General features: G+C 57.5%; 22 protein-coding genes. 11 read left to right on the top strand and 11 right to left on the bottom strand.

Translation table 11 applies throughout. The features are described from left to right. Positions 1-3: 3 nt before the first annotated feature. The 7 genes from HBO23_RS22505 to acs all read right to left on the bottom strand — a co-directional run bounded on the left by HBO23_RS22505 (position 4) and on the right by acs (position 8,123). On the bottom strand, positions 4-984 hold the full coding sequence (locus HBO23_RS22505; RefSeq protein WP_017138427.1) for a GlxA family transcriptional regulator: 981 nt from the start codon (positions 982-984) through the stop codon (positions 4-6). Between the two features lie 245 nt (positions 985-1,229). Then, positions 1,230-1,994, bottom strand: coding sequence for an ATP-binding cassette domain-containing protein (locus HBO23_RS22500; RefSeq protein ID WP_003214336.1), 765 nt, complete (start codon positions 1,992-1,994; stop codon positions 1,230-1,232). Between the two features lie 27 nt (positions 1,995-2,021). Then, positions 2,022-3,134: a succinylglutamate desuccinylase/aspartoacylase family protein gene (locus HBO23_RS22495; protein WP_099548199.1), complete on the bottom strand. Its 1,113-nt coding sequence runs from the start codon at positions 3,132-3,134 to the stop codon at positions 2,022-2,024. A 1-nt stretch (position 3,135) separates the two neighbouring features. After that, a complete protein-coding gene (locus tag HBO23_RS22490; protein WP_017138430.1) occupies positions 3,136-3,834 on the bottom strand; it encodes an ABC transporter permease in 699 nt (232 codons plus the stop codon). Beyond that, entirely contained in the window at positions 3,831-4,520 is a 690-nt protein-coding gene (locus tag HBO23_RS22485) for an ABC transporter permease (RefSeq protein ID WP_017138431.1), read from the bottom strand. The genes HBO23_RS22490 and HBO23_RS22485 overlap by 4 nt, the downstream gene beginning before the upstream one ends. Positions 4,521-4,612: 92 nt before the next feature. Then, positions 4,613-5,398 (bottom strand): ABC transporter substrate-binding protein, encoded by a 786-nt coding sequence (locus tag HBO23_RS22480; RefSeq protein WP_065929365.1) that lies wholly within the window; start codon positions 5,396-5,398, stop codon positions 4,613-4,615. Between the two features lie 769 nt (positions 5,399-6,167). Beyond that, positions 6,168-8,123, bottom strand: a complete 1,956-nt coding sequence (gene acs, locus HBO23_RS22475; RefSeq protein WP_056861684.1) for an acetate--CoA ligase — start codon at positions 8,121-8,123, stop codon at positions 6,168-6,170. A gap of 397 nt (positions 8,124-8,520) precedes the next feature. Between acs and HBO23_RS22470 the strand changes: the two genes are divergently transcribed. The 5 genes from HBO23_RS22470 (at position 8,521) to HBO23_RS22450 (ending at position 13,043) form a co-directional block, all read left to right on the top strand. Further along, complete coding sequence (locus tag HBO23_RS22470; RefSeq protein ID WP_017138434.1) at positions 8,521-8,790, top strand: DUF2790 domain-containing protein; 270 nt, start codon at positions 8,521-8,523, stop codon at positions 8,788-8,790. A gap of 577 nt (positions 8,791-9,367) precedes the next feature. Continuing rightward, positions 9,368-10,618: a ribonucleotide-diphosphate reductase subunit beta gene (locus HBO23_RS22465; RefSeq protein WP_017134657.1), complete on the top strand. Its 1,251-nt coding sequence runs from the start codon at positions 9,368-9,370 to the stop codon at positions 10,616-10,618. A 358-nt stretch (positions 10,619-10,976) separates the two neighbouring features. Further along, complete coding sequence (locus HBO23_RS22460; RefSeq protein ID WP_170039816.1) at positions 10,977-11,513, top strand: Bro-N domain-containing protein; 537 nt, start codon at positions 10,977-10,979, stop codon at positions 11,511-11,513. Positions 11,514-11,612: 99 nt separating this feature from the next. Further along, the gene (locus tag HBO23_RS22455) at positions 11,613-12,326 is read left to right on the top strand and encodes an HNH endonuclease signature motif containing protein (RefSeq protein ID WP_170039814.1); all 714 of its coding nucleotides are present in this window, start codon (positions 11,613-11,615) and stop codon (positions 12,324-12,326) included. Between the two features lie 72 nt (positions 12,327-12,398). Next, entirely contained in the window at positions 12,399-13,043 is a 645-nt protein-coding gene (locus HBO23_RS22450; protein WP_170039865.1) for an HAD-IB family hydrolase, read from the top strand. Positions 13,044-13,172: 129 nt separating this feature from the next. Here HBO23_RS22450 and vapC read toward each other — a convergent pair whose 3' ends face one another. The 3 genes from vapC to HBO23_RS22435 all read right to left on the bottom strand — a co-directional run bounded on the left by vapC (position 13,173) and on the right by HBO23_RS22435 (position 15,046). Continuing rightward, the gene (gene vapC, locus HBO23_RS22445; RefSeq protein ID WP_017134653.1) at positions 13,173-13,571 is read right to left on the bottom strand and encodes a tRNA(fMet)-specific endonuclease VapC; all 399 of its coding nucleotides are present in this window, start codon (positions 13,569-13,571) and stop codon (positions 13,173-13,175) included. Then, a complete protein-coding gene (gene vapB, locus HBO23_RS22440) occupies positions 13,571-13,801 on the bottom strand; it encodes a type II toxin-antitoxin system VapB family antitoxin (RefSeq protein WP_017134652.1) in 231 nt (76 codons plus the stop codon). Before vapB ends, vapC begins: the two co-directional genes overlap by 1 nt. Positions 13,802-14,086: 285 nt before the next feature. Beyond that, the gene (locus tag HBO23_RS22435; protein WP_170039812.1) at positions 14,087-15,046 is read right to left on the bottom strand and encodes a LysR family transcriptional regulator; all 960 of its coding nucleotides are present in this window, start codon (positions 15,044-15,046) and stop codon (positions 14,087-14,089) included. Positions 15,047-15,239: 193 nt separating this feature from the next. Here HBO23_RS22435 and argH point away from each other — a divergent pair, with 193 nt between their 5' ends. From argH to HBO23_RS22405, 6 genes are all read left to right on the top strand, one after another. Next, a complete protein-coding gene (gene argH, locus HBO23_RS22430) occupies positions 15,240-16,667 on the top strand; it encodes an argininosuccinate lyase (protein WP_170039810.1) in 1,428 nt (475 codons plus the stop codon). A 158-nt stretch (positions 16,668-16,825) separates the two neighbouring features. Further along, positions 16,826-17,704, top strand: a complete 879-nt coding sequence (locus HBO23_RS22425; RefSeq protein WP_017134649.1) for an amino acid ABC transporter permease — start codon at positions 16,826-16,828, stop codon at positions 17,702-17,704. Between the two features lie 24 nt (positions 17,705-17,728). Next, a complete protein-coding gene (locus tag HBO23_RS22420; protein ID WP_017134648.1) occupies positions 17,729-18,493 on the top strand; it encodes an amino acid ABC transporter ATP-binding protein in 765 nt (254 codons plus the stop codon). A 25-nt stretch (positions 18,494-18,518) separates the two neighbouring features. Continuing rightward, positions 18,519-19,340, top strand: coding sequence for an ABC transporter substrate-binding protein (locus HBO23_RS22415; protein WP_170039808.1), 822 nt, complete (start codon positions 18,519-18,521; stop codon positions 19,338-19,340). Positions 19,341-19,578: 238 nt separating this feature from the next. Further along, a complete protein-coding gene (locus HBO23_RS22410) occupies positions 19,579-20,754 on the top strand; it encodes an MFS transporter (RefSeq protein ID WP_017137862.1) in 1,176 nt (391 codons plus the stop codon). 155 nt (positions 20,755-20,909) lie between these two features. Next, complete coding sequence (locus HBO23_RS22405; protein WP_170039806.1) at positions 20,910-21,863, top strand: hypothetical protein; 954 nt, start codon at positions 20,910-20,912, stop codon at positions 21,861-21,863. On the opposite strand, the gene HBO23_RS22400 is transcribed toward HBO23_RS22405, so the two are convergent. Beyond that, the gene (locus tag HBO23_RS22400; protein ID WP_099550482.1) at positions 21,860-22,525 is read right to left on the bottom strand and encodes a hypothetical protein; all 666 of its coding nucleotides are present in this window, start codon (positions 22,523-22,525) and stop codon (positions 21,860-21,862) included. The two genes, HBO23_RS22405 and HBO23_RS22400, sit on opposite strands and share 4 nt — an antisense overlap. Positions 22,526-22,552: the final 27 nt, after the last annotated feature.

The raw sequence follows: 22,552 nt of genomic DNA, 5'->3' as shown, positions 1-22,552 counted from the left end.
CACTCAACCGCGCTCGGACGGCACCGACGACAATTCAAACGGGCTGCTGCTACGCCGCTGGTTACGGTCTTCACGCGGGGTGGCGCCAAAGAAGTTGCGGTAAGCGCTGGAGAAGTGCGGCCCCGAGGAGAAGCCGCACGACAGGCCGATCTGGATGATCGACTTGCTGGTTTGCATCAGCATCTGGCGGGCCTTGTTCAGGCGCAGTTCCAGGTAATACTGACTGGGAACGCGGTTGAGGTATTGCTTGAAGATGCGCTCGAGTTGTCGTCGTGACACGCACACATGCTGGGCGATTTCGTCGGTGGTCAGCGGCTCTTCGATATTGGCTTCCATCAGCAGCACGGCCTGGGTCAGCTTCGGATGGCTGGAACCCAGGCGGTTTTGCAGTGGGATGCGCTGGCGCTCGCCGCCTTCGCGAATGCGCTCCACCACCAGTTCTTCGGAGACCGCACCGGCCAGCTCGGCGCCGTGATCACGGGCCAACACCGCCAGCAGCAGATCGAGTACCGACATGCCGCCACAGGCGGTCAGGCGGTCGCGGTCCCAGTCAAACAGATGGCTGGTGGCGATCACCTTGGGGAAGCGCTCGGCGAAGTCGTCCTGCCAGCGCCAGTGCACGGCGGCGCGGTAACCGTCGAGCAAACCCAACTGAGCCAAGGGATACACACCGGCCGACAACCCGCCGATCACGCACCCGGCGCGCACCAACTGCTTGAGTGCAGTACTGAGTTGGGACGCAATGACGGTAGGTGGCTCGTCCGCCAGCAGGAACAGCTTCTGAAAGCCTTCAAGCTTGCCGGCCCACGGTTCGCCCGGTAATTGCCAGGCACCTTCGGTGCGCGGCTCGGCCTGCAAGAACGACAGTTCGTACACAACGTCCGGATGCACCCGTTGAGCAACGCGCAAAGCCTCCTCAGCCAGCGCAAGCGTGAGTGCTTTTGTGCTGGGCCAAATTAGGAAACCAATTTTATGGGCGGTCATTTAGGGGCTATCCGAAGCGAGTAACAGTAATGAAGACAAGGGCCAATGCTAGCCGGTAAACCAACACAAATCTCAAAACATATGGAGAACCAATGTGGGAGCTGGCTTGCCTGCGATGGCGGTGGGTCAGTTGCCACACTGGTTACTGATATATCGCTATCGCAGGCAAGCCAGCTCCCACAGGGAACGAGGCGACCTCAAGGCTGCGAAATATGCACTATTTGAGTGCACAAAAGCAGTCTTGATTATTTCAAGCTACCGGAAAGAAACTGCTGCAACCGCTCGGACTGCGGGTTCACCAGCACTTCACGCGGGTTGCCACGTTCTTCGACGATGCCTTTGTGCAAAAACACCAGTTGGTTCGAGACTTCACGGGCAAAGCCCATTTCGTGGGTCACCACCACCATGGTGCGGCCTTCCTGGGCCAGGTCCTGCATCACCTTGAGCACTTCGCCGACCAGTTCCGGGTCGAGGGCCGAGGTCGGTTCGTCGAACAGCATCACCTCCGGCTCCATTGCCAGGGCGCGGGCGATGGCCACGCGCTGCTGCTCGCCGCCGGACATGTGGCCGGGGAACGCATCCTTACGATGGCCCACACCAACTTTGGCCAGGTAGTGCTCGGCCTTTTCACGCGCGTCTTTTTTCGACATGCCCAGCACGTGCACCGGCGCTTCCATCACGTTTTCAAGCGCAGTCATGTGCGACCACAGGTTGAAATGCTGGAACACCATGGACAGGCGCGAACGCATGCGCTGCAGCTGTTTCGGGTCGGCGGCCTTCATGGCGCCGTCCTTGTTGGCCACCAGTTTCAGCTCTTCGTTATTGAGCAGAATCTTGCCGGCGTGGGGTTGCTCCAGCAGGTTGATGCAGCGCAAAAAGGTACTTTTGCCCGAACCACTGGAACCGATGATGCTGATCACATCACCGGCCGCGGCGGCCAGGGACACGCCTTTGAGCACTTCATGACTGCCATAGCGTTTATGCAGGTCTTGGACTTCAAGTTTGTACATGCGGTCGGTTCTCACAAAAACAGGTGGTCAGTCGTTGAGCAAGCGCCCGTGGCGCAGCGCTTCGCGCCCCGCCACCTTGGCCAGCCAGAAACCCGCTTGGGCATAACGTAGCCGTTCAACGGCAAACAACACCCCGGACGTCCCCGCGCAGACAATGCTGACGCGGTCGGTCAGAGGGTCAATCACTTCAAAAATCTCATCGCCCGCTTCTACCCGGTCACCGGCTTTACGCAGGTAACTGATCACCCCGGCATGGGGCGCAAACAGCAACTCGGTGCCTTCGAAGGGCAAGCCTTCGCACGCGTCGTATTGCGGCGCCGGCCATTGGCCGGTGATCAAGCCTTGCTCGGCGAGGAACGCGAGGATGCCTTCGGCGTGGAAAATCGCTTCATCACGGCCGGTGTCGGCCTGGCCGCCCAATTCCAGGGTAGTCGCCAGGCACGCCAGCGGAACCTGTGCTTCGGGGAACGCCTGTGACAGACGCAACCACGGCAGCGAGCAGGCTTCATCAAACGAACTGCCGCCGGAGTCTTCCGCCAGCAGGCCGACTTTCACACCCAGGTGCGCCGACAACGAGCGCCACTGCGGCCAGTGCTGGGGCAACGCATACATGTGCAACGCGGCTTCGGCGTCGCAATGCAGGTCCAGGACGATATCGGCGGTGCAGGCGTGGCTCAGCAAGATGCGCTGCATGCCTTGCAGCTGGCTGCTCGGCGCGGGCAATGCATTGAGTGCGTCGGTCATCGCCTGGCGGATCATGCGCACATTCGCGTGCGGGTCATCGCCTAGCTTGCCCTTGAGCAACTCGGCAACCGGCGCGCTCAGCTCGACGAAATCACGGTTGAAATTCTTGCCGCTACCCACCTCGAAACGCCCCTGGTGGCTGCCTTGCAGCAATTGGCCCAAGCCCATCGGGTTGGCCACCGGCACCAGCTCGATCACCCCGTTGAGGGCGCCTTGCTGTTCCAGTTCGGTGAGGCGCTTTTTCAGCTCCCACGCGGCGCGCATCCCCGGCAATTCGTCGGCGTGCAGGCTGGCCTGGATATAGGCCTTGCGCTCGCCACTGCCAAAACGAAACACGCTCAGTTGGCGCTCGCAGCCCAGGTGGCCCCAGGGCAACAGGTGATCGATACGTTCCATATCAATGCTTCCGTGGAGCCAGGTAGCTCAGCCAGCGGCCTTCGGCCAACTTGAACAGGCGCACCAGGATAAAGGTCAGGCACAGGTAGAACACGCCGGCGGTGATATAAGCTTCGAACGGCAAGTAATACTGGGCGTTCACGGTGCGTGCAGCACCGGTGATGTCGATCAAGGTGACGATGGACGCCAGACTGGTGGTCTGCAGCATCATGATCACTTCGTTGCTGTACTGCGGCAGCGCGCGGCGCAGGGCCGACGGCAGCAGGATGCGGCGGTACAGCTTGTAGCGCGACATGCCCATGGCCTTGGCCGCCTCGATCTCCCCGTTCGGCGTGGCCTTGAGGCTACCGGCGATGATTTCGGCGGTGTAGGCGCTGGTGTTGATCGCAAACGCCAGGCATGCGCAGAACGTAGCGCTCGACAGCAGCGGCCACAGGAAGCTTTCGCGCACGGCTTCGAATTGCGCCAGGCCGTAGTAGATCAAAAACAGCTGCACCAGCATCGGCGTGCCGCGGATCACGTAGGTGTAGAGCCAGGCCGCACCGTTGATGACCGGCTGCTTGGACACGCGCATCAAGCCCAGCGGCAAGGCAGCGAGCAGGCCAAAGAACAGCGAAATAGCCAACAGTTTCAGGGTGGTTACCAGGCCGCCAAGGTACAGCGGCATGGCTTCCCAGATGACGTTGTAGTCGAAGATCATAGATCAGCCGCCCTTACGCCTACCGAGTAGCGCTTCTCAAGATAACGCAGGGCCAGCAACGACACGCTGGTGATCACCAGGTACATCGCCGCCACTGCGAGGAAGAAGGTAAAAGGCTCACGGGTGGCGTCTGCCGCCTGCTTGGCCTTGAACATCATGTCTTGCAGGCCCACCACCGAGATCAGCGCGGTGGCCTTGGTGAGTACCAGCCAGTTGTTGGTGAAACCAGGGATCGCCAGCCGGATCATCTGCGGCACCATCACCCGGAAAAACACCTGGAAACTGCTCATGCCATACGCAAGGCCGGCCTCGGCCTGGCCCTTGGGAATGGCCATGAAGGCGCCACGGAAGGTTTCCGAGAGGTAGGCGCCAAAGATGAAACCCAGGGTGCCGATACCGGCGGCCAAGGGGTTCAAGTCGATATAGTCGTCATAGCCGAGCATCGGCGCGACGCGGTTTAACAAGTCCTGGCCGCCGTAGAAAATCAGCAGAATCAGCACCAGGTCGGGGATCCCGCGGATCACCGTGGAGTACAAGTCACCCAGCCAAGCCAACCAGCGCACCGGCGACAGGCGTAACGCGACCCCGATAAGACCCAGAACAATGGCCAAGGCCATGGACGACAAGGCGAGCTGAAGCGTCAACCATGCGCCATCGAGGATGACAGCCCCGTAGCCGTTCAACATGATTCAGGTCCTCGAAAAGGGGGATGAAAAAATGGCGCAAACTTCAGAATCTTCTGTTGCTTGCGCCATTTAGGACAGACAGCTGCGACGAGTTACTTAGGGTCAGCGCCGTAAATATCGAAGTCGAAGTACTTGTCCTGGATTTTCTTGTATTCGCCGTTGGCACGGATCGCGGCAATCGCAGCGTTGATCTTGTCCAGGTCGGCCTTGTCGCCTTTACGCACAGCGATACCGATGCCGTCACCGAAGTACTTGGCGTCGGTGAACTGTGGGCCCACGAACGCGTAGCCTTTACCGGCCGGGGTTTTCAGGAAGCCGTCTTGCAGCAGGGTAGCGTCAGCCACGGTGCCATCAAGGCGACCGGCTTCCACGTCCAGGTAGATTTCGTTCTGCGAGCTGTAAGGCACAACCGTGACGCCTTTAGGGGCCAGGACTTCCTTGGCGAAACGATCGTGGATCGAACCGCGTTGCACGCCGATTTTCTTGCCTTTGAGTTCATCCAGGCTGTCGCTGACGGTGGTGCCTTCCTTCATCACCAGCTGCGCTGGGCTCAGGTAGTAGCGGTTGGTGAAGTCCACAGACTTCTTGCGGTCTTCAGTGATGGACATGGACGACAGGATCGCATCGATCTTGCGCACTTTGAGCGCAGGGATCAGGCCGTCGAATTCTTGCTCGACCCATACGCACTTGACCTTCATCTCTGCGCACAGCGCGTTACCGATGTCGTAGTCAAAACCAACGATGCTGCCATCCGGCGCCTTCGAGGCAAACGGAGGGTAAGCCGCTTCGATACCAATCTTCAGGGGCTTTTCATCAGCGAAGGCCTGCATGGACAGCACGGACAGCGCCAGGGCGCCCAACAGCACAAGTTTCTTCATCTTGGGACTCCATCGGTATAGGGCAAAAAGCAGAATGAGCCGTGGCCCACGATGCGACTTAAGTGAAACCGAATAGCGGTGCTGCGTCCTACCCTGAATTGATACAGGAGACGACGAGCGAGTGATCGGCATTCTAACGACAGGCCGGAAGCCGATATTTCCTCAATGCGACAACAATTTACAGAAGCACCGAGAAAGCGGTTCCAGCACATTGACAGCCTCTGGATTTTATGCAGAGACAAAAGATATTAAACCTGTTGATGCTGCAAATTGCGGGCCTATTATTCGCAAACCCTTCTAGCACGGCAAGTCTGGCGTTTAATCTTATTTCTGAGGGTGTCTAAAACGCGGGTTTTCGGGGCGCAGGCGTAGCACATTGCCTCAGGATTGGGCGTGGGGTTACACATTTAGGCTGGACGGTAACATTCAGAAACCTCCTACGAAAGAAACCGATATTTATTGGCCTACACACTGATCGTTCCCACGCTCCGCGTGGGGATGCATCCTGTGACGCTCTGCGTCACGCCTCAAGAGCAGACGCGGAGCGTGGGAACGATCAGACTCCGGCCATGAAACACATTCCCAATGTGGGAGCTGGCTTGCCTGCGATAGCGGCCTGTCAGCTAACCCACCTGTGCCTGATACGCCCTCATCGCGGGCAAGCCAGCTCCCACAGTGATCCGGTTTCGCCAGTGCTATCGAAATCAAACCCCACAAAAAAGCCCCACCCGGCTCACGCCGAATGGGGCTTTATCCTACCCAGCCCGCCTTACGCGACGTTCATGGTCTTGTGCGTCTCAATCAAATGCGCCACCACACCTGGGTCGGCCAGGGTGGAGATATCCCCCAACCCGTCATACTCAGCCGTAGCAATCTTGCGCAGAATCCGGCGCATGATTTTCCCCGAACGCGTCTTCGGCAAGCCCGGCGCCCACTGGATCACATCCGGCGAGGCAATCGGCCCGATCTCTTTGCGCACCCAGTTTTTCAGCTCCAGGCGCAGCGCTTCGTTAGGTTCTTCGCCATTCTTGAGCGTGACATACACATAGATGCCCTGCCCCTTGATGTCATGCGGCACACCCACCACCGCCGCTTCAGCGACTTTAGGATGCGCAACCATCGCGCTTTCAATCTCGGCAGTGCCCATGCGGTGGCCGGACACGTTCAACACGTCGTCCACACGCCCAGTGATCCACCAGTAGCCGTCTTCATCGCGACGCGCACCGTCGCCGGTGAAATACATGCCACGGAAGGTCTTGAAGTAAGTGTCGACAAAACGGTCATGGTCGCCATACAGCGTGCGCGCCTGGCCCGGCCATGAATCGAGGATCACCAGGTTGCCTTCGGCAGCGCCCTCGATGATGTTACCGAGGTTGTCCACCAGCGCCGGCACCACACCAAAGAACGGGCGTGCCGCCGAGCCCGGCTTGAGCGCGTGGGCACCCGGCAGCGGGCTCATCAGGGTGGCGCCGGTTTCGGTCTGCCACCAGGTATCGACAATCGGGCAACGGGATTGGCCGACATTCTTGTAGTACCAATCCCAGGCTTCCGGGTTGATCGGCTCACCCACCGACCCGAGCAGACGCAGGCTGCTGCCGTCCACACCTTCGCAGGCAGCAGTGCCTGAAGCCATCATCGCGCGGATCGCGGTCGGCGCGGTGTAGAGGATATTGACCTTGTGCTTGTCAACGATCTTGCCGACCCGCGTGATATCCGGGTAGTTCGGCACACCTTCAAACAACAGCGTGGTCGCACCATTGGCCAGCGGGCCATAGACGATATAAGTGTGACCGGTGACCCAACCGACGTCGGCGGTGCACCAATAGATTTCGCCTGGGCGGTAGTCGAACACACGCTCGTGGGTCAGGGCCGCGTACAGCAAGTAGCCGCCAGTGGTGTGCTGCACGCCTTTAGGCTTGCCGGTGGAGCCAGAGGTGTAAAGGATGAACAGCGCTTCTTCGGCGCCCATCTCCTTAGGCGCACACACAGTGCCCGCCACTTTCATCAGGTCTTCGTACCAGATGTCGCGATGCTGGTTCCACTTGATGTTGCCATTGGTGCGCTTGCACACGATGACTTTCTGGATGCTGCTGGTTTCCGGGTTGGTCAGCGCGTCGTCGACGTTGGCCTTCAGCGGAATTTTCTTACCGGCGCGGATGCCTTCGTCGGCGGTGATCACCACCTTCGACTTACAGTCGATAATGCGACCGGCCAGGGCTTCCGGCGAAAAACCGCCAAACACCACGGAGTGAATCGCACCGATGCGGGTACAGGCCAACATGGCGACCACGGCTTCGGGGATCATCGGCATATAGATAGTCACCACGTCGCCGCGATGCACATCCTGGCCGCGCAGAGCGTTGGCGAACTTGCAGACTTCTTCATGCAGCTCGCGGTAGGTGATGGTGCGGCTTTCGGAAGGGTCATCGCCCTCCCAGATGATCGCAGCCTGATCACCACGCTCGGCGAGGTGGCGGTCCAGGCAGTTGTAGGAAACGTTGAGAGTACCGTCGGCGAACCATTTGATGTCGACATGGTGGTCGTCGAAAGAGGTCTGCTTGACCGCGGTAAAAGGCTTGACCCAGTCAAGGCGCTTGGCTTGCTCGCGCCAGAAGCCATCGGGGTTGACCACCGACTGCTGGTACATGGCCTTGTAGGTCGCCTCGTCGGTCAGCGTGTTGGCTGCTACTTCGGGGCGAACGGGGTACAGGGAAGCCGCACTCATCTTTCTTACCTCGGTGACAATAGTTGTTTTTGTATGCCCTGTTGTAGCCGGGGCGCCCCCATAGAACCATTCGACGATGGTAGTAACAAGCCCCTACAAAATGCCCTGCTATGCCCTTTCAGGGCTCTGGCCCAAGGCCTGCGCGGCTTTGGCGCCTGATGAAAAAACCTTTACCACGGGATTGTTACAAAAACCGCCAATAGTGTTTATCAAAAGCACGGGTATATGAATAAAACCCACAGGCCTAAAATCAACTCCGCCAACAAGGCAACGTGATTAACACCGTAACAGCCCCCACGAAGGCAACGTTAATCCGAACTTCCCAACTCTTAAGTTACACACGCGGCCTCATAAGGGCCCCGTGACCCCTTTCGCCCTGAAGAAGGTAAATACAGTAATGAAAGCTCTCGTAGTTATGGCCCTCAGCAGCTTGTGCGCCACCGCCGCCCTGGCCGATGAGGCCCCGACCGAGCTGGCCGGCCAGAACGCCCCGATTGTTGAAGATTACACCTACAGCACACACTTGGATGTGGCCAAAGTATTGTCCATGAGCAACATCCCTGATGTCTGCAACGTTGTACCGGTACAAATGGAATATGAAGACTCGCAAGGTCAGCGTCATATTCTTAATTATCAAGTGATGGGCAATGGTTGCTCTAACGGGTAATAACTTTTTCAGTAAGATTTAAACCCGGATCTTGGTCGCCGCAAGAAATCGTTCTTGCGGCCAAGGACCGCCCTCTGGCCCACCGCCACCCCAATGTGGGAGCTGGCTTGCCTGCGATGGCGATCCCAGCCAAACACACCCCCTACAGCCCTCCTCAATTCCCCCTCCCACAGCCCTACAAAAACTATCCCACCGCCCGTCAAAAAATTCCTACCCCAGCAAAGCCTTGCAAACACACGCTCTGGCCGAAAACCACAGCATTTTGGCCCTTCATCGTGACCATCGGCCGCAACACAAAGCCGATTTTTTCCCTATAATGCGCGGGTAAATCGGGCCTGCAATATCCCTTTACACCGGGATGAAGAGCCAGACCTGAGGCCTTCGCGCAAGCACGCGCCTGTCGCTGCGCACCTCAAGCCTCAAGCAGAACCCGTAACCCTATTCCGTTTATTTGCCTGCGCGAGCTGTTGCAACAAACGATTCCTTAAGATCCACCGCGGCCTCAGGGCCGTGTGAACACCCAACCATCCGGTTTCACACGGGCACCTTTGAGCCCTCACGCAGGAGACGACACGTCATGCTGAGCTGGGACGAATTCGACAAAGAAGAAGAAGGCGAAGTAGCCGCTAAAGGCGCCAACGCCGGCCACGCCACCGAAGCCAACATGGACCGCCTCGACGGTGCCGGCGCTGCCGCCGCCATTGAAGCCCGCGCCGTCACCGCCAATGACTCCGCCGCCATCGTGCGCGCCAAGGCCGCCCTCGACAAACTCGACGTCGCCGAAGGCCTCGCCGAGCTGGAAGGCTCCGCCGCCCGCGTCGCCGTCGACGAAAAGCGCATGATCAACTGCCGCGCCGACCTCAACCAACTCGTGCCCTTCAAGTACGACTGGGCCTGGCAAAAGTACCTCGACGGCTGCGCCAACCACTGGATGCCGCAAGAGGTCAACATGACCGCCGACATCGCCCTGTGGAAAAACCCCGAAGGCCTCACCGACGACGAACGCCGCATCGTCATGCGCAACCTCGGCTTCTTCTCCACCGCCGACTCCCTGGTTGCCAACAACCTGGTGCTGGCCGTGTACCGCCTGATCACCAACCCGGAGTGCCGCCAGTACATCCTGCGCCAGGCCTTCGAAGAAGCGATCCACACCCACGCCTACCAGTACTGCATCGAATCCCTGGCCATGGATGAAGGCGAGATCTTCAACATGTACCACGAGATCCCATCGGTCGCTAAAAAAGCCGCCTGGGGCCTCAAATACACCCGTTCGATCTCCGATCCGAAATTCGAAACCGGCACCGTCGAAACCGACAAGGAACTGCTGCGCAACCTGGTCGCCTACTACTGCGTCCTGGAAGGCATCTTCTTCTACTGCGGCTTCACCCAGATCCTGTCCATGGGCCGTCGCAACAAAATGACCGGCGTGGCAGAACAGTTCCAGTACATTCTGCGTGACGAGTCGATGCACCTGAACTTCGGTATCGATGTGATCAACCAGATCAAAATCGAAAACCCGCATTTGTGGGATGCCGAGATGAAGGAAGAAGCGACCCAGATGATTTTGCAGGGGACGCAGCTGGAGATTGAGTACGCGCGGGATACCATGCCGCGTGGGGTGTTGGGCATGAATGCGGCGATGATGGAGGATTACCTTAAGTTCATCGCGAATCGTCGTCTGTCGCAGATCGGCCTGAAAGAAGAGTACCCAGGGACGACTAACCCGTTCCCGTGGATGAGCGAGATCATGGACTTGAAGAAAGAGAAGAATTTCTTTGAGACTCGTGTGATCGAGTATCAGACGGGTGGTGCGTTGAGCTGGGATTGATTCCTAAGCCAAGCAACATTAAGAAGCCCTGAATTATTCAGGGCTTTTTTATGCTCCCTTGATCTGTATAGGAGCCGTCTTACACCAAAATCATCCATAGAAAGGTTGATACGAATTTCGATGCTGAATAGTCTCGTCTACCGGTGCCTAAGAAACGCCCAACGTAGCTGCTAGCCTCACTCACACAGTCAAGAAATCGCATGGCTAATCATGCGGAATGAATACTGTATCGAGGCCAAGCAAGTTGGAGTTTCTTAAAACCCGCTCTCTACGTTGGGTTCCCACCCTTCTGTAAATCACGTAGAGGTCATAGGAAGTGTCTAGCCAATATCTACTCAACTTGCCTAACGCTGAAGGTATGCTCACATCCGAGCTTTCAATCGCCTTAGTTTTTACTCGTCATAATCTTCAATTACATGCCCTCCTTCTAGAAAACCAAGCGTGGTTCTGTGCGCGTGACCTTGGACGTTTGATGGGGTGGTTCTTAGACGAGCGCACGACTCGCAAGCTCGATGAAGACCAACGAAGAACTCTAAAACTGCTGTTCCACGGTCAGCCCGAAGAAATGCTGATGATCAGCGAATCCGGTGCTTACGCGCTGTTGGTCTATCACTACACACCCGGAAACCGCCTGCTGCGTAGTTGGCTCACTCATGAAGTGGTTCCAATGTTGAGGGACGAGCGTCAGCCACGAACGGTGGAACGACCGTTGTTGAGCATGTTGGATTGGCCGGAGATGTCGTTGAACCTGTTGCATTGGCAAGATGAAGGCTGGATAAGGCTTCGGGATATGCCGTATCTACTGGTTAACCGGACGCACCGGAGGGAGACCATAAAGACTCCATGGTGGCGAAAGCTCACCCAAGTTTTCCGAATAAAGCAGCGAATTTACTGACGCAAACGAACGGCAAGTCCCACCGACTCGTAGGAAATTTCGTAGACGCAATAATGGCTACTCAGTATCGTCCGAGGGTTTTCTACCCTCGGCGGCTGTATGGATACGAAAAAAGGTAATACCGGATGGAGCGATCAGGAGCTTGAAGCGTCCGTCGATGCCTATCTGAAAATGTGGACCCTTGAACGAAGTGGTCAAGCCTTTAAAAAATCAGATGAGAACCGGTTACTGCGAGAGGGGCCACTCAACCTGCGCAGCGCTTCGTCAATTGAATATCGCATGCAGAATATCTCTGCGGTATTTGAACAGCTGGGTTTGCAACGTATCACTGGCTATATGCCTGCGAAAAACATCGGTGCCGGAGTGAGTGAGCGTATTCGCAAGGTGCTAGCAACAAAACCTGGCCTGCACGCTGAGCTTGGTCTGGCAGCCGTAGATAAGCCACTGCCCGGCGAGCGCCCGACTTTTTCGAAGCCTTTCCTTGTAATCGAGCCACAAGGCATTCTGAATCCACGGCAGTTGTTTACTGTCAGTCTTTCTTACGCACGCGCAGAGCATGTACGAAAGCTGGTTCTACAGTTTGCGAATGGGATCTGCGAAGGTTGCGACTTGCCAGCACCTTTCGCTGGAGTTGATGGCCAGCCATTTCTTGAAGTACATCACGTCAAGCACCTCGCCCAGAAGGGTTCGGATCGCACGACCAATGCTGTAGCCTTGTGCCCCAATTGCCATCAGCGTTGTCACCGGTCGAGTGACCGGGAGGCTTTCACTGAGGGGCTTTACTCCAAAGTCGGAAGATTGGCACGGGAGTAAACTCCAGTGGTCACACCTGATGAACGCTCAAAAAACACTAGATAGGACCGAGGCCAACCCGTGAACCCAGACATGCTCGAAGCCGGCCCCATCGACGCCAAAGTACTCTCCGTCTTTGACTTCGACGGCACCCTCACCCACCACGACAGTTTCGTGCCCTTCCTCAAATTCGCCTTTGGCCCCGGCGAGTTCTATGGCCGGATGGTCAAACTCGCCGTGCCGGGGCTGCGCTTTTTGCTGCAGCAGATCAGCCGGGATGAGTTGAAGGCGCAGTTGATCCGCACCTTTATGACGGGCGTGGAGAAGGTGTGGGTGCAGCAGCAGGCTGAGGCGTATTGCCAGCGTTATTGGACCAAGTTGATGCGCCCCAAGGGCTTGCAGTCGGTGGAAGATGAGGTGAAGTCCGGGGCGGTGGTGACGCTGTGTTCGGCGTCGCCGGCGTTGGTGTTGCAGCCGTTTGCGAATCGGCTGGGGATCAAATTGATTGGCACTGAGCTTGAGGTGGTCGACGGCGTGTTGACGGGCAAGCTCACGGGGAATAATTGCCGTTGTGAGAACAAGGTGCTGCGGCTTGAGGCGGTGTATGGGGATTTGGGCGAGTATCGGCTAAGAGCCTGGGGCGATACGCGTGGGGATCGGGAGTTGCTGGCGGCGGCGCAGGATGCGCATTTTCGGCATTTTCATTCGAAGAAGAAGCAGGGCAAGTTGCAGCGGTGATGCGGGTGGGTGGGGTCGGCGGGTGGACCGAGGCGATCCTATCGCTGCCTCGCTGGGGCTCGAGAGCTCCCACAGGTTGATCGGCGTCAGGCTGGATAGCGCACTTAGCATGGGTGCCAAGAGGTCAGCTCACACCCAATCTTCTACCCGCAATCCTGGCACGCGGTCGAACTCGCGTCGATTATTCGTGACCAAAATCAGACCCTGCGAACGGGCATGCCCGGCGATCATCTGGTCATAGGGACCTATCGGAGTACCCGCTCTAGCCAGCTCTGCGCGAAGCTGCCCAGTATGTATCGCGGCGTCTTGGTCGTATTTTAAAACCTCCAGGCGCGCAGCAAACCCTTCTACGTCGGCGAGGTTTCGCTCCGGGTTAGCTGATTTTTCAGCACCGTAAATCAACTCCATCAGGGTCACTGTACTAATACCCAGTTGGCCATGGTGCCTTTTGAAGGTTTCACGCACCTGTTGGGGTTTGTTTTTGATGGTGAAGATGCAAATGTTGGTATCTAGCATGAACTTGAGCATTAAAAAGATTCCCGCTCTTGTTCCGCTGGTTGCTCGCGGTCGGTCATGAAGTCAGGCGTGACCCCCTCGCCATCAAACCAGCTGTCCCATGACTCACCGGCTGGGGTGATGATTCTGGCTCTTCCGATAGAAATAACATCTACGCGCTTTACATCGTCCGGCATGGCAGCAGCTTTTGGCAAACGTACCGCTTGGCTGCGGTTGCTTTGGAATACAGAACCTTGGTCCATGATGGCCTACCTCTAGTGATCGTTTAATATCGCAACGCTACACCACAGCCTGGATATGTCAACGGGATATACATTTCGTTACGGGTCGAACCGCTGGTCATACCCTGCATTCACGAAAACACCAAAGAGCATTTGAATTTGATAAAAAATTCACTCTTCGCGCCAAAAACGTTAATGGCTTACTGAGAGGTGATGCAGGTAGGTGGGGTCGGCAGGTTGACCGAGGCGATCCCATCGCTGCCTCGCTGGGGCTCGAGAGCTCCCACATTTGAGCTTTGTTGACGCTTAGGCCGGCGTCTTCAGGTCCACGCCCAGCGCCGTTGCAAACGCTTTCACCATCGGGCTTCTCGGCGCGTTGTGGCGCAGGATCAGGTTGAATGTCGTGCTCAGGTAAACCTGTTCCGGGCACAGTGCGCGCAGGCGCCCTTCCCTGACCAATGGCGCGGCGTAGTGTTCCGGCAGGAAGCCTAAGAAGCGGCCGGTGAGGATCAGGATGGCGACGGCTTCCACCTGTGAGGCCGAGGCGGACTGGCTGTCGTAGGTGACGAAGTTGGCTTTGTCGCGGTGGATCGCGTACCGGTGGTTGACCACTTCGTATTGGCGCAGCACGTCTGGGGTGATGTCGCTCGCGTTGAACAGCGGGTGTCCTACGGCGCAGTAGGCGTGGGCTTTTTCTTCGTAGAGGGGGAAGTAGTCGAATTCTTCTCGGCGTTGGTACACCGGCACGATGCCGACGATCAGCCGCCCTTCCACCACGCCGCGTTCAACTTCGTCGAGTTGCGAGGCATGTAGGCGCAATCTAATTTTTGGCGATTCGCTGTGTAGTTTCCCTAACGCGGTAATTAGCGGCGAATTAACGTCGGAGACGGTGTTATCAATTACACCGACACTAAGGTCACCAATAAGCTCGTTTTGCGCCGAACTAAGCTTGTCGCGAAAACTGTCCACCGAGGTAAATAACTCGATGGACGCTTGATACACCAACTTGCCTTCTTCGGTCAGGCCGAACCCTTCGCGGCCCCGCGTACACAGGCGCATGCCAATGCGAATTTCGAGGTCGGAGATCTGTTTGCTGATGGCCGCCAGGCCCACATTCAGCTCGTTTTGCGCCGCGCTGAAGCCGCCGGCTTCGACCACGGCCATGAACACGCGCAGCAGTTTGAAGTCCAGCCCGCTCAGTTGCAGGGGCGGTCGTGTACCGGGTTTTGGCGGTATGTTTCCAGAAGTGGAAAGTGGGGTTTCCATAATACGCGTTGACCTCAAGTGCCATATTCAACAGGCTTCAACCCAGTCCTTGAACATAGCCAGGCGGCGATAATGAACATAAACATCCGCCCTTGGCAACCTTGAATACGGCGCGTCAGACGCTGGTTCAGTCTAGTTGAAATCTTATTTTTACTGCCTCCGACTCTTCTAAAAACAAGCGTGAGGAATACCGATGTCCCAGCCCACCGATCGCCTTTGGGGCGCTCGTTTCAAGACCGGCCCGTCTGCTGCTTTGGCCGCGTTGTCGCGTTGCCCTGAGCGCTATTTCCGCCTGACGCCCTACGACCTCGCTGGTTCGCGTGCCCATGCCCGTGAGTTGCAGCGCGCCGGTTTGCTGGATGAGTCGGAGACCTTGCGCACCCTCGAGGCCCTGGACCGTATCGGTGACGATTTCGCCGCCGGGCGCCTGCATCCGACCCTGGATGACGAGGACGTACACACCTTTATCGAACGCGTATTGACCGAGCGCCTGGGCGCCTTGGGCGGCAAGTTGCGCGCCGGGCGTTCGCGTAACGATCAAACGGCCAATGACCTGCGCCTTTTCCTGCGCGACCATGCGCGCACCATCACCACCGAGGTGTTGGGTTTGCAGCAGGCGTTGGTGGCGCAGGCCGAGCAGCACGTCGACAGCATTTGCCCGGGCTTTACCCATTTGCAGCAGGCGCAACCGATTGTGTTTGCCCATCACTTGTTGGCCCACGCCCAGTCGATGTTGCGTGATGTGCAACGGTTGGTGGATTGGGATGCGCGCACGGCGTTGTCGCCGTTGGGTGCGGCGGCAATGGCCGGTTCCGCAATTGCGCGCCAGCCCGAACATTCGGCCAAGGAAATGGGTTACACCGGGCCGTGCGAAAACTCCATTGATGCCGTGGCCAGCCGTGACCATGTGGCGGAGTTTCTGTTTGTGGCGGGCATGCTCGGGGTGAATATTTCGCGGCTGTCGGAGGAGTTTTGCCTGTGGTCGTCGCGCCAGTTTCACTGGGTGGTGCTGGACGATGCCTACGCCACCGGCAGCTCGATCATGCCGCAGAAAAAGAACCCGGACATCGCCGAGTTGGCGCGGGGCAAGGCTGGGCGTTTGATTGGCAACCTGACCGGGTTGATGTCGACGCTCAAGTCGTTGCCGCTGTCGTACAACCGCGATTTGAGTGAAGACAAACACAGCGTGTTGGACAGCGTCGACACCTTGCTGCTGGTGCTGCCGGCGATGGCCGGGATGGTGGCGACCATGAAGGTGCAGGTGGAGGAGCTGCGCAGGCAAGCGCCGATGGGCTTCACCTTGGCAACTGAGGTGGCGGATTGGCTGGCTACCCGTGGCGTGCCGTTTAAAGAGGCGCATGAGATTACCGGCGCGTTGGTGCAGGCCTGTGAGCAGCAGGAGATTGAGTTGTGGGAAGCCTCGCCGGCGATGTTGGCGCAGGTGGATGCGAGGTTGCTGCCTGAAGTGCGTGAGTGCCTGACCCTGGAGGCGGCGATTGCGGCGCGCAGTGGCTGGGGTGGCACGGCGCCGAAGCGGGTGCGGGAGCAGATTGGGCGGTTGAAGCTGGCGTTGGCGGCTCAGCAAAAATGGGCTGAGAGTTACACCGGATTCCGAATCTGATCGTTCCCACGCTCTGCGTGGGAATGCCGCCTAGGACGCTCCGCGTCCCGTTGCATGGCTCCAATTCTGCGCAATGGTGACGCGGAGCGTCACGGGATGCATTCCCACGCAGAGCGTGGGAACGATCGTGCAACACCTATATTTTTTGGAGTAGCACCATGAACCAAACCCCGGCGGAGCGCTTGGAAGCCGAGCGCAAGTTGTCCGAGAACCAGTTCGATATTACGCAGTACGAGCATGTGCCGCGGCGGTATTACGGGCGGATGTTTTTTGCCACGTTGATCGTGATCGCCCTGGCCGCGCTGTTGCGCGCATTTGCCAATGGCCAGATCGAATGGTCCTACATCGGCCAGTTCCTCACGTCTGAGGCCATCCTCTGGGGGCTGGTGAATACCATTGTCATGTCGATTTTGGCGATGGCGCTGGGTGTGGTGATCGGGGTGATCACGGCGATCATGCGCATGTCGGCCAACCCGATCCTGCGTTATGTGGCCATCACTTACACTTGGCTGTTCCGCGGTACGCCGCTGATTTTGCAGCTGCTGCTGTGGTTCAACCTGGCGCTGATTTTCCCGGTGATCGCGATTCCCGGCCTGTTCAGCATCGACACCGTCGACCTGATGACGCCGTTCGTGGCCGCCCTGCTCGGCCTCAGCATCAACCAGGGCGCGTACACCGCCGAAGTGGTGCGCGCCGGTTTGCTCTCGGTCGACACGGGCCAGTATGAAGCCGCCAAATCCATCGGTATGCCGAGCCTACAAGCATTGCGTAGGGTGATTCTGCCGCAGGCCATGCGGGTGATCATTCCGCCTGTAGGCAACGAGTTCATCAGCATGGTGAAAATGACCAGCCTGGCCAGCGTGATCCAGTACTCGGAGCTGCTGCACAACGCGCAAAACATCTACTACGCCAACGCGCGGGTCATGGAGCTGCTGATTGTGGCCGGCATCTGGTACCTGGCGGTGGTGACTGTTCTTTCATTTGGTCAGAGCCGCCTCGAGCGTCGTTTTGCCCGCGGCGCCGGCAAGCGTTCGTAAGTTTGGGTTGAGGAGATTTGCCCCATGAGAAGCATCGTCAAGGCCGTCAACCTGAACAAGTATTACGACCAGTATCACGCACTGCGTGACATCAATATCGAGGTCGAGCAAGGCGAAGTGATGTGCATCATTGGCCCGTCCGGTTCGGGTAAAAGCACCCTGCTGCGTTGCGTCAACCAGCTGGAAAAAATCGACAAGGGCGGCCTGTGGGTCGACGGTGAGTTGGTCGGCTACCGGGTGGTCGGCAACAAGCTGCATGAGATGAATGAATCGCAGATTGCCCGCCAGCGCCTGGCCACCGGCATGGTGTTCCAGCGTTTCAATTTGTTCCCGCATATGACCGTGTTGCAGAACATCATCGAAGGCCCGGTGCAGGTGCTCAAGCGCTCGCCCAAGGAAGCCATCGAAGATGCGCTGGAGTTGCTGGCCCGCGTGGGTCTGGCGGACAAGCGCAATGCATACCCGGTGGAATTGTCCGGCGGCCAGCAACAACGTGTGGCTATTGCTCGCGCCTTGGCGATGCGCCCCAAGTTGATGTTGTTTGACGAACCCACGTCAGCCCTCGACCCGGAGCTTGTGGGAGAAGTGCTGTCGGTGATGCGTGATTTGGCCACCACCGGCATGACCATGATCGTGGTCACCCATGAGTTGGGCTTCGCCCGCGAAGTCTCCAACCGCATGGTGTTTATGGATGCTGGCCAGATTGTGGAAGCCGGCAGCCCCGAAGAAATTCTAATAAGCCCACAAAACCCGCGTACCCAAAGCTTTATTTCTGCCGTTCGCACTTAACTAAAAAACTAACGAGAACGCCCCCATGAAAAAATTGTTTATCCCCACGTTGCTCGCAGGCCTGATGGCCTCCACCTGTGTATTCGCGGCATTGCCGGCAGCAATCAAGGAAAAAGGCGAGATCAGCGCGGCCATCGTGCCGAACTACCCGCCGATGGATTTCAAGGACACCGCCACCAATAAACTCACCGGCCTGGACTTTGACCTGGGCAATGCCCTGGCCGAGCGCCTGGGTGTGAAGATCAAGTGGCAGGAAACCGGCTTCGAGCAGATGCTCAGCGGCCTGACCACCAAGCGCGTCGACATTGTGCTGTCGGGCATGAGCGACACCGCCGAACGCCAGAAGGCCGTGACCTTCATCGACTACTTCACCAGTGGCCCGCAGCTGTACACCCTGGCCAAGCGTGAAGACCTTCAGGCATTGACTGACCTGTGCGGTAAAAAAGTCGGCACCAGCCGCCGTACCACCTGGCCGTCGGAGATTGCCGCATGGAGCAAGGAAAACTGCGAAGCGGCCGGTAAGCCAGCCATTGTGGTGATCGGCACCGAAGGCTCGGCAGATGCGCGCGCGCAGTTGCAGCAGAACCGTCTGGATGCGGCGATGCAGGGCAGCGAGACCATTCCTTATCTGATGGCGCTGGACAAGGGTAAGTACAAGCCGGTGGGCCTGGCGATTTCCAAGCAGTTCACGGGGCTGGGGATTGAGAAGAGCAACACTGAGCTGGTGACGGCGATCAGTGAAGCGCTGCAGGGCATGATTGAGGATGGCACCTACGGCAAGATCCTCAAGAAGTGGGATCTGGAGCAAGGTGCGGTGGAAAAAATCAGCATCAATGCCGGCCAATAAACACAGGATCTAAAAATGTGGGAGCTGGCTTGCCTGCGATAGCGGTGGGCCAGTGAGAAATACTCAAGCTGACCCACCCCTATCGCAGGCAAGCCAGCTCCCACATTAGCTCTGTATTCACATTAGCTCTGTATTCACATTAGCTCTGTATTCACATTGGCTCTGTGTTCACTGTTGATCTGTTCTCACAGTAGATCTGTGTTGTCTTGAAGCAATAACAAGGACGCTCGCCCCCACCGTGGCCACCTATTCCCTGGTAATTCGCCGCCTGATGATCTGCTCGGTGACCATCGTGGTCAGCCGCGCCATGACCAGCCCCTTGCTGGCCTTGCTCTTGAGTACCCGACTGGGCCTCAACCAGCAGGACATCGGCCTGTTGATGGGCATTGCCGTGTTTATCGCCACGTTGCTGGGCCTGTATGGCGGCTACATCATCGACCGCCTGGAAAAGCGCAAGCTGCTGATCCTGGCCATGCTCTCCAGCTCCATCGGTTTTCTATTGCTGACGTTCGCCAGCAACCTCTATCTCACCACCCTGACCCTGGTCATTACCGAAGCCGCCTCGGCGCTGTTCCTGATCGGCTCCAAAGCCATCATCAGCGAGAACCTGCCGGTGGGTGATCGCGCCAAGGTGTTTTCCCTGCGTTACACCCTGACCAATGTTGGCTACGCCACTGGGCCGATGATCGGTGTAGTGATTGCCGGGCATATGCAACTGGCGCCGTTCTTGATCGCCAGCGCCATTGCGTTTGGCAGCCTGTTCCTGATGATCGGCATCCCACCGACCCAGCGCGATGACAGCCACAAACCCTTGAGCTTCCTCAGCACGCTGCGCACGTTGCGCAGCGACCGCACGCTGATCCTGTTCACCAGTGGCAGCCTGTTGAGCACCATTGTCCACGGGCGCTACACCCTGTATCTGTCGCAGTTTTTGCTGGTGGCCTACAAACCCGCCGAGGCGCTGAAGATTCTGTCGGCAGTGCTGGCCTGCAACGCCATCACCGTGATTGTGATGCAGTACCAGATTGGCCGGTTTCTCAAGCGCGAACAGTTGCGCTACTGGATCGTGCTGGGCACGTTGCTGTTCATTGCCGGGCTGGTCGGTTTCAGCCAGGCTCACAGTCTGCTCACGTGGTGCCTGGCAATGTTCGTGTTTACCTTGGGCGAGATGATCATTTACCCGTCGGAATTCCTGTTTATCGACACCATCGCCCCAGACGCATTGCGCGGCAGTTATTACGGCGCACAAAACCTGGCGGCGTTTGGCGGAGCGATGAGCCCGGTTATTTGCGGCTATTTGCTGATCAACGCTGCGCCGACCAGCATGTTCTATGCGTTGGGTGCACTCACTGCGATGGGCGGCACTTTGTGTTTCTTGAGCGGCCGACGTGTAGCTGGCACACCGCTTACCTAATGTGGGAGCTGGCTTGCCTGCGATAGCGGTGTGTCAGGTTAGGATGTTCAAACTGGCACGGCGCTATCGCAGGCAAGCCAGCTCCCACATTTTGCTCTCCGTAATCTCTGGTATTTGCGTAGTATCCAGCCATTCATCTCACGGACCCGAGCCCCATGAAATTCGACACGGCCTACAGCCTGAGTCTCGACGACAAGCTGTCGATCTACGACGTTCGAGACCTGAATTTCGACGAAACCGCCGACTTCGACTCCGATAAGGACAGCTTCCTGTGCCCCAACGATGAATGCCGCGCAGCATTCGAAACGGGCAATACGCTGAGCACGTTCAACGCGAAAAACGTCAATTATCAGCGCACGCCGCATTTCAAGAACAAGACCAGCACCCGGCATATCGACGGCTGCCGCTATGCCAGCACGCATAAGACGGCAACCGGTGAAAGTGACGACGAGCGCGAAGACAATTTCCCATCGGAATTTGTACTGACCCGGCGTCAGTACCCGCGCAACACTGCGCTTGTCGGCAGCGAGGGAAGAGCCCCACAAGATTCGGCGAAGGCGCCTTCGACAAGTACCCGTTCATCCCACATCAGCAGCGACACAACCCCGGACAAAACCAGCGTCTTCGCACACCCGGTCGAGTGCTATGTGTCGAATATCGACGACAAGGACAAGCTCAAGTCCATGCCGCTGAAGGTTGGCGAACACTCCGCGAATTACTGGACGTTCTTCAAGAAAATCGAATACCTGCAAGACAATAAAGGCCTGATTTACTGGGGCAAGATCAAAGCGATCAAGGATTACACCAGCAGCTTTCGCATCGACTTCGAAAAAAAGGTGTGGCTCGACAAAAAGCCTTATTCAGTGAATGTCTACCTGAGCAAAAAACTCATCGAGAACTACCGCAAGCGCACGGCGTTCCTGGAGCAGATCAAGGCGGCCGCCAGTAGCGAACGGGCCTTGTATTGCTTCTTTTACGGGGTGACGCCAACGCTTAAACAGGTGCCGAGCAAGAAGAACCCCGAGCAGACATTCGGGGTGTTCAGCGCCAATATCGAGAACCTGGACCACTTGATCATTCGTGAGGCACCGGGAATGCAGGAGCATTAGGCAAGGGCGCGTGATCGCTGAGCTTGCCGGTATTGTTCGCGTGCAGCTCGGGCGGTGGCCGCGTCTATCCCGCCAAATGCTGTCAGCCAGTGAATCAGCATTTCTTCCTCTGGCCAACCATAGCCCTTTATCCCGGGAATGGTTCTGGGTGTACGATTGATGGCTTCGTCATAGCGTCTCGCACTCCACGGCTGCTTCACAAAGTCGAAACCTTCAGCGTCCCATTTAAACACGCGCAGGATTTCATTGATTTGGCCCTGGCTGCTGCGGTCGCTGCGCTGGTACAAGCAATAAGTGCTCCCCAAGCCGCTCAGCAGCGGATCACAAACGGACGGCGAGAGTATGTCCAGCACGCCACACTTCAGCGCTACATTCATCACGCCATCGATCCAGCGATGGGCAAATGTCTTCACAAAACCCGCGTCATCGGCCTTTTTCATATCGAAGAACAGCATGCTATAGCGCGTCTTCAAATGCGTCGCCACCAGCACATGCTTACGCTTAACTATTGCCGCATGGACCAGCCACTGGTTAGGGTCTGTGTGCAGCGCAAGACCCTCGGCGCTCGGTATCGGTGGTTTTTCAACTGGGGTAATTTTCTTACCCTTGTGAATACGGCTGAAAAAGTCGCTGCCGGCTTGTGAGCAATTAAATGTCAGCACACTGTGTTCCTGCGCAAAGTGATCAAC

This window comes from Pseudomonas sp. WS 5532, from assembly GCF_012985445.1.
GTDB classification, from domain to species: Bacteria; Pseudomonadota; Gammaproteobacteria; order Pseudomonadales; family Pseudomonadaceae; genus Aquipseudomonas; species Aquipseudomonas edaphica.
Note: the sequence above shows the minus strand (reverse complement) of the source record. Positions and strands in the feature narration are given on the sequence as shown.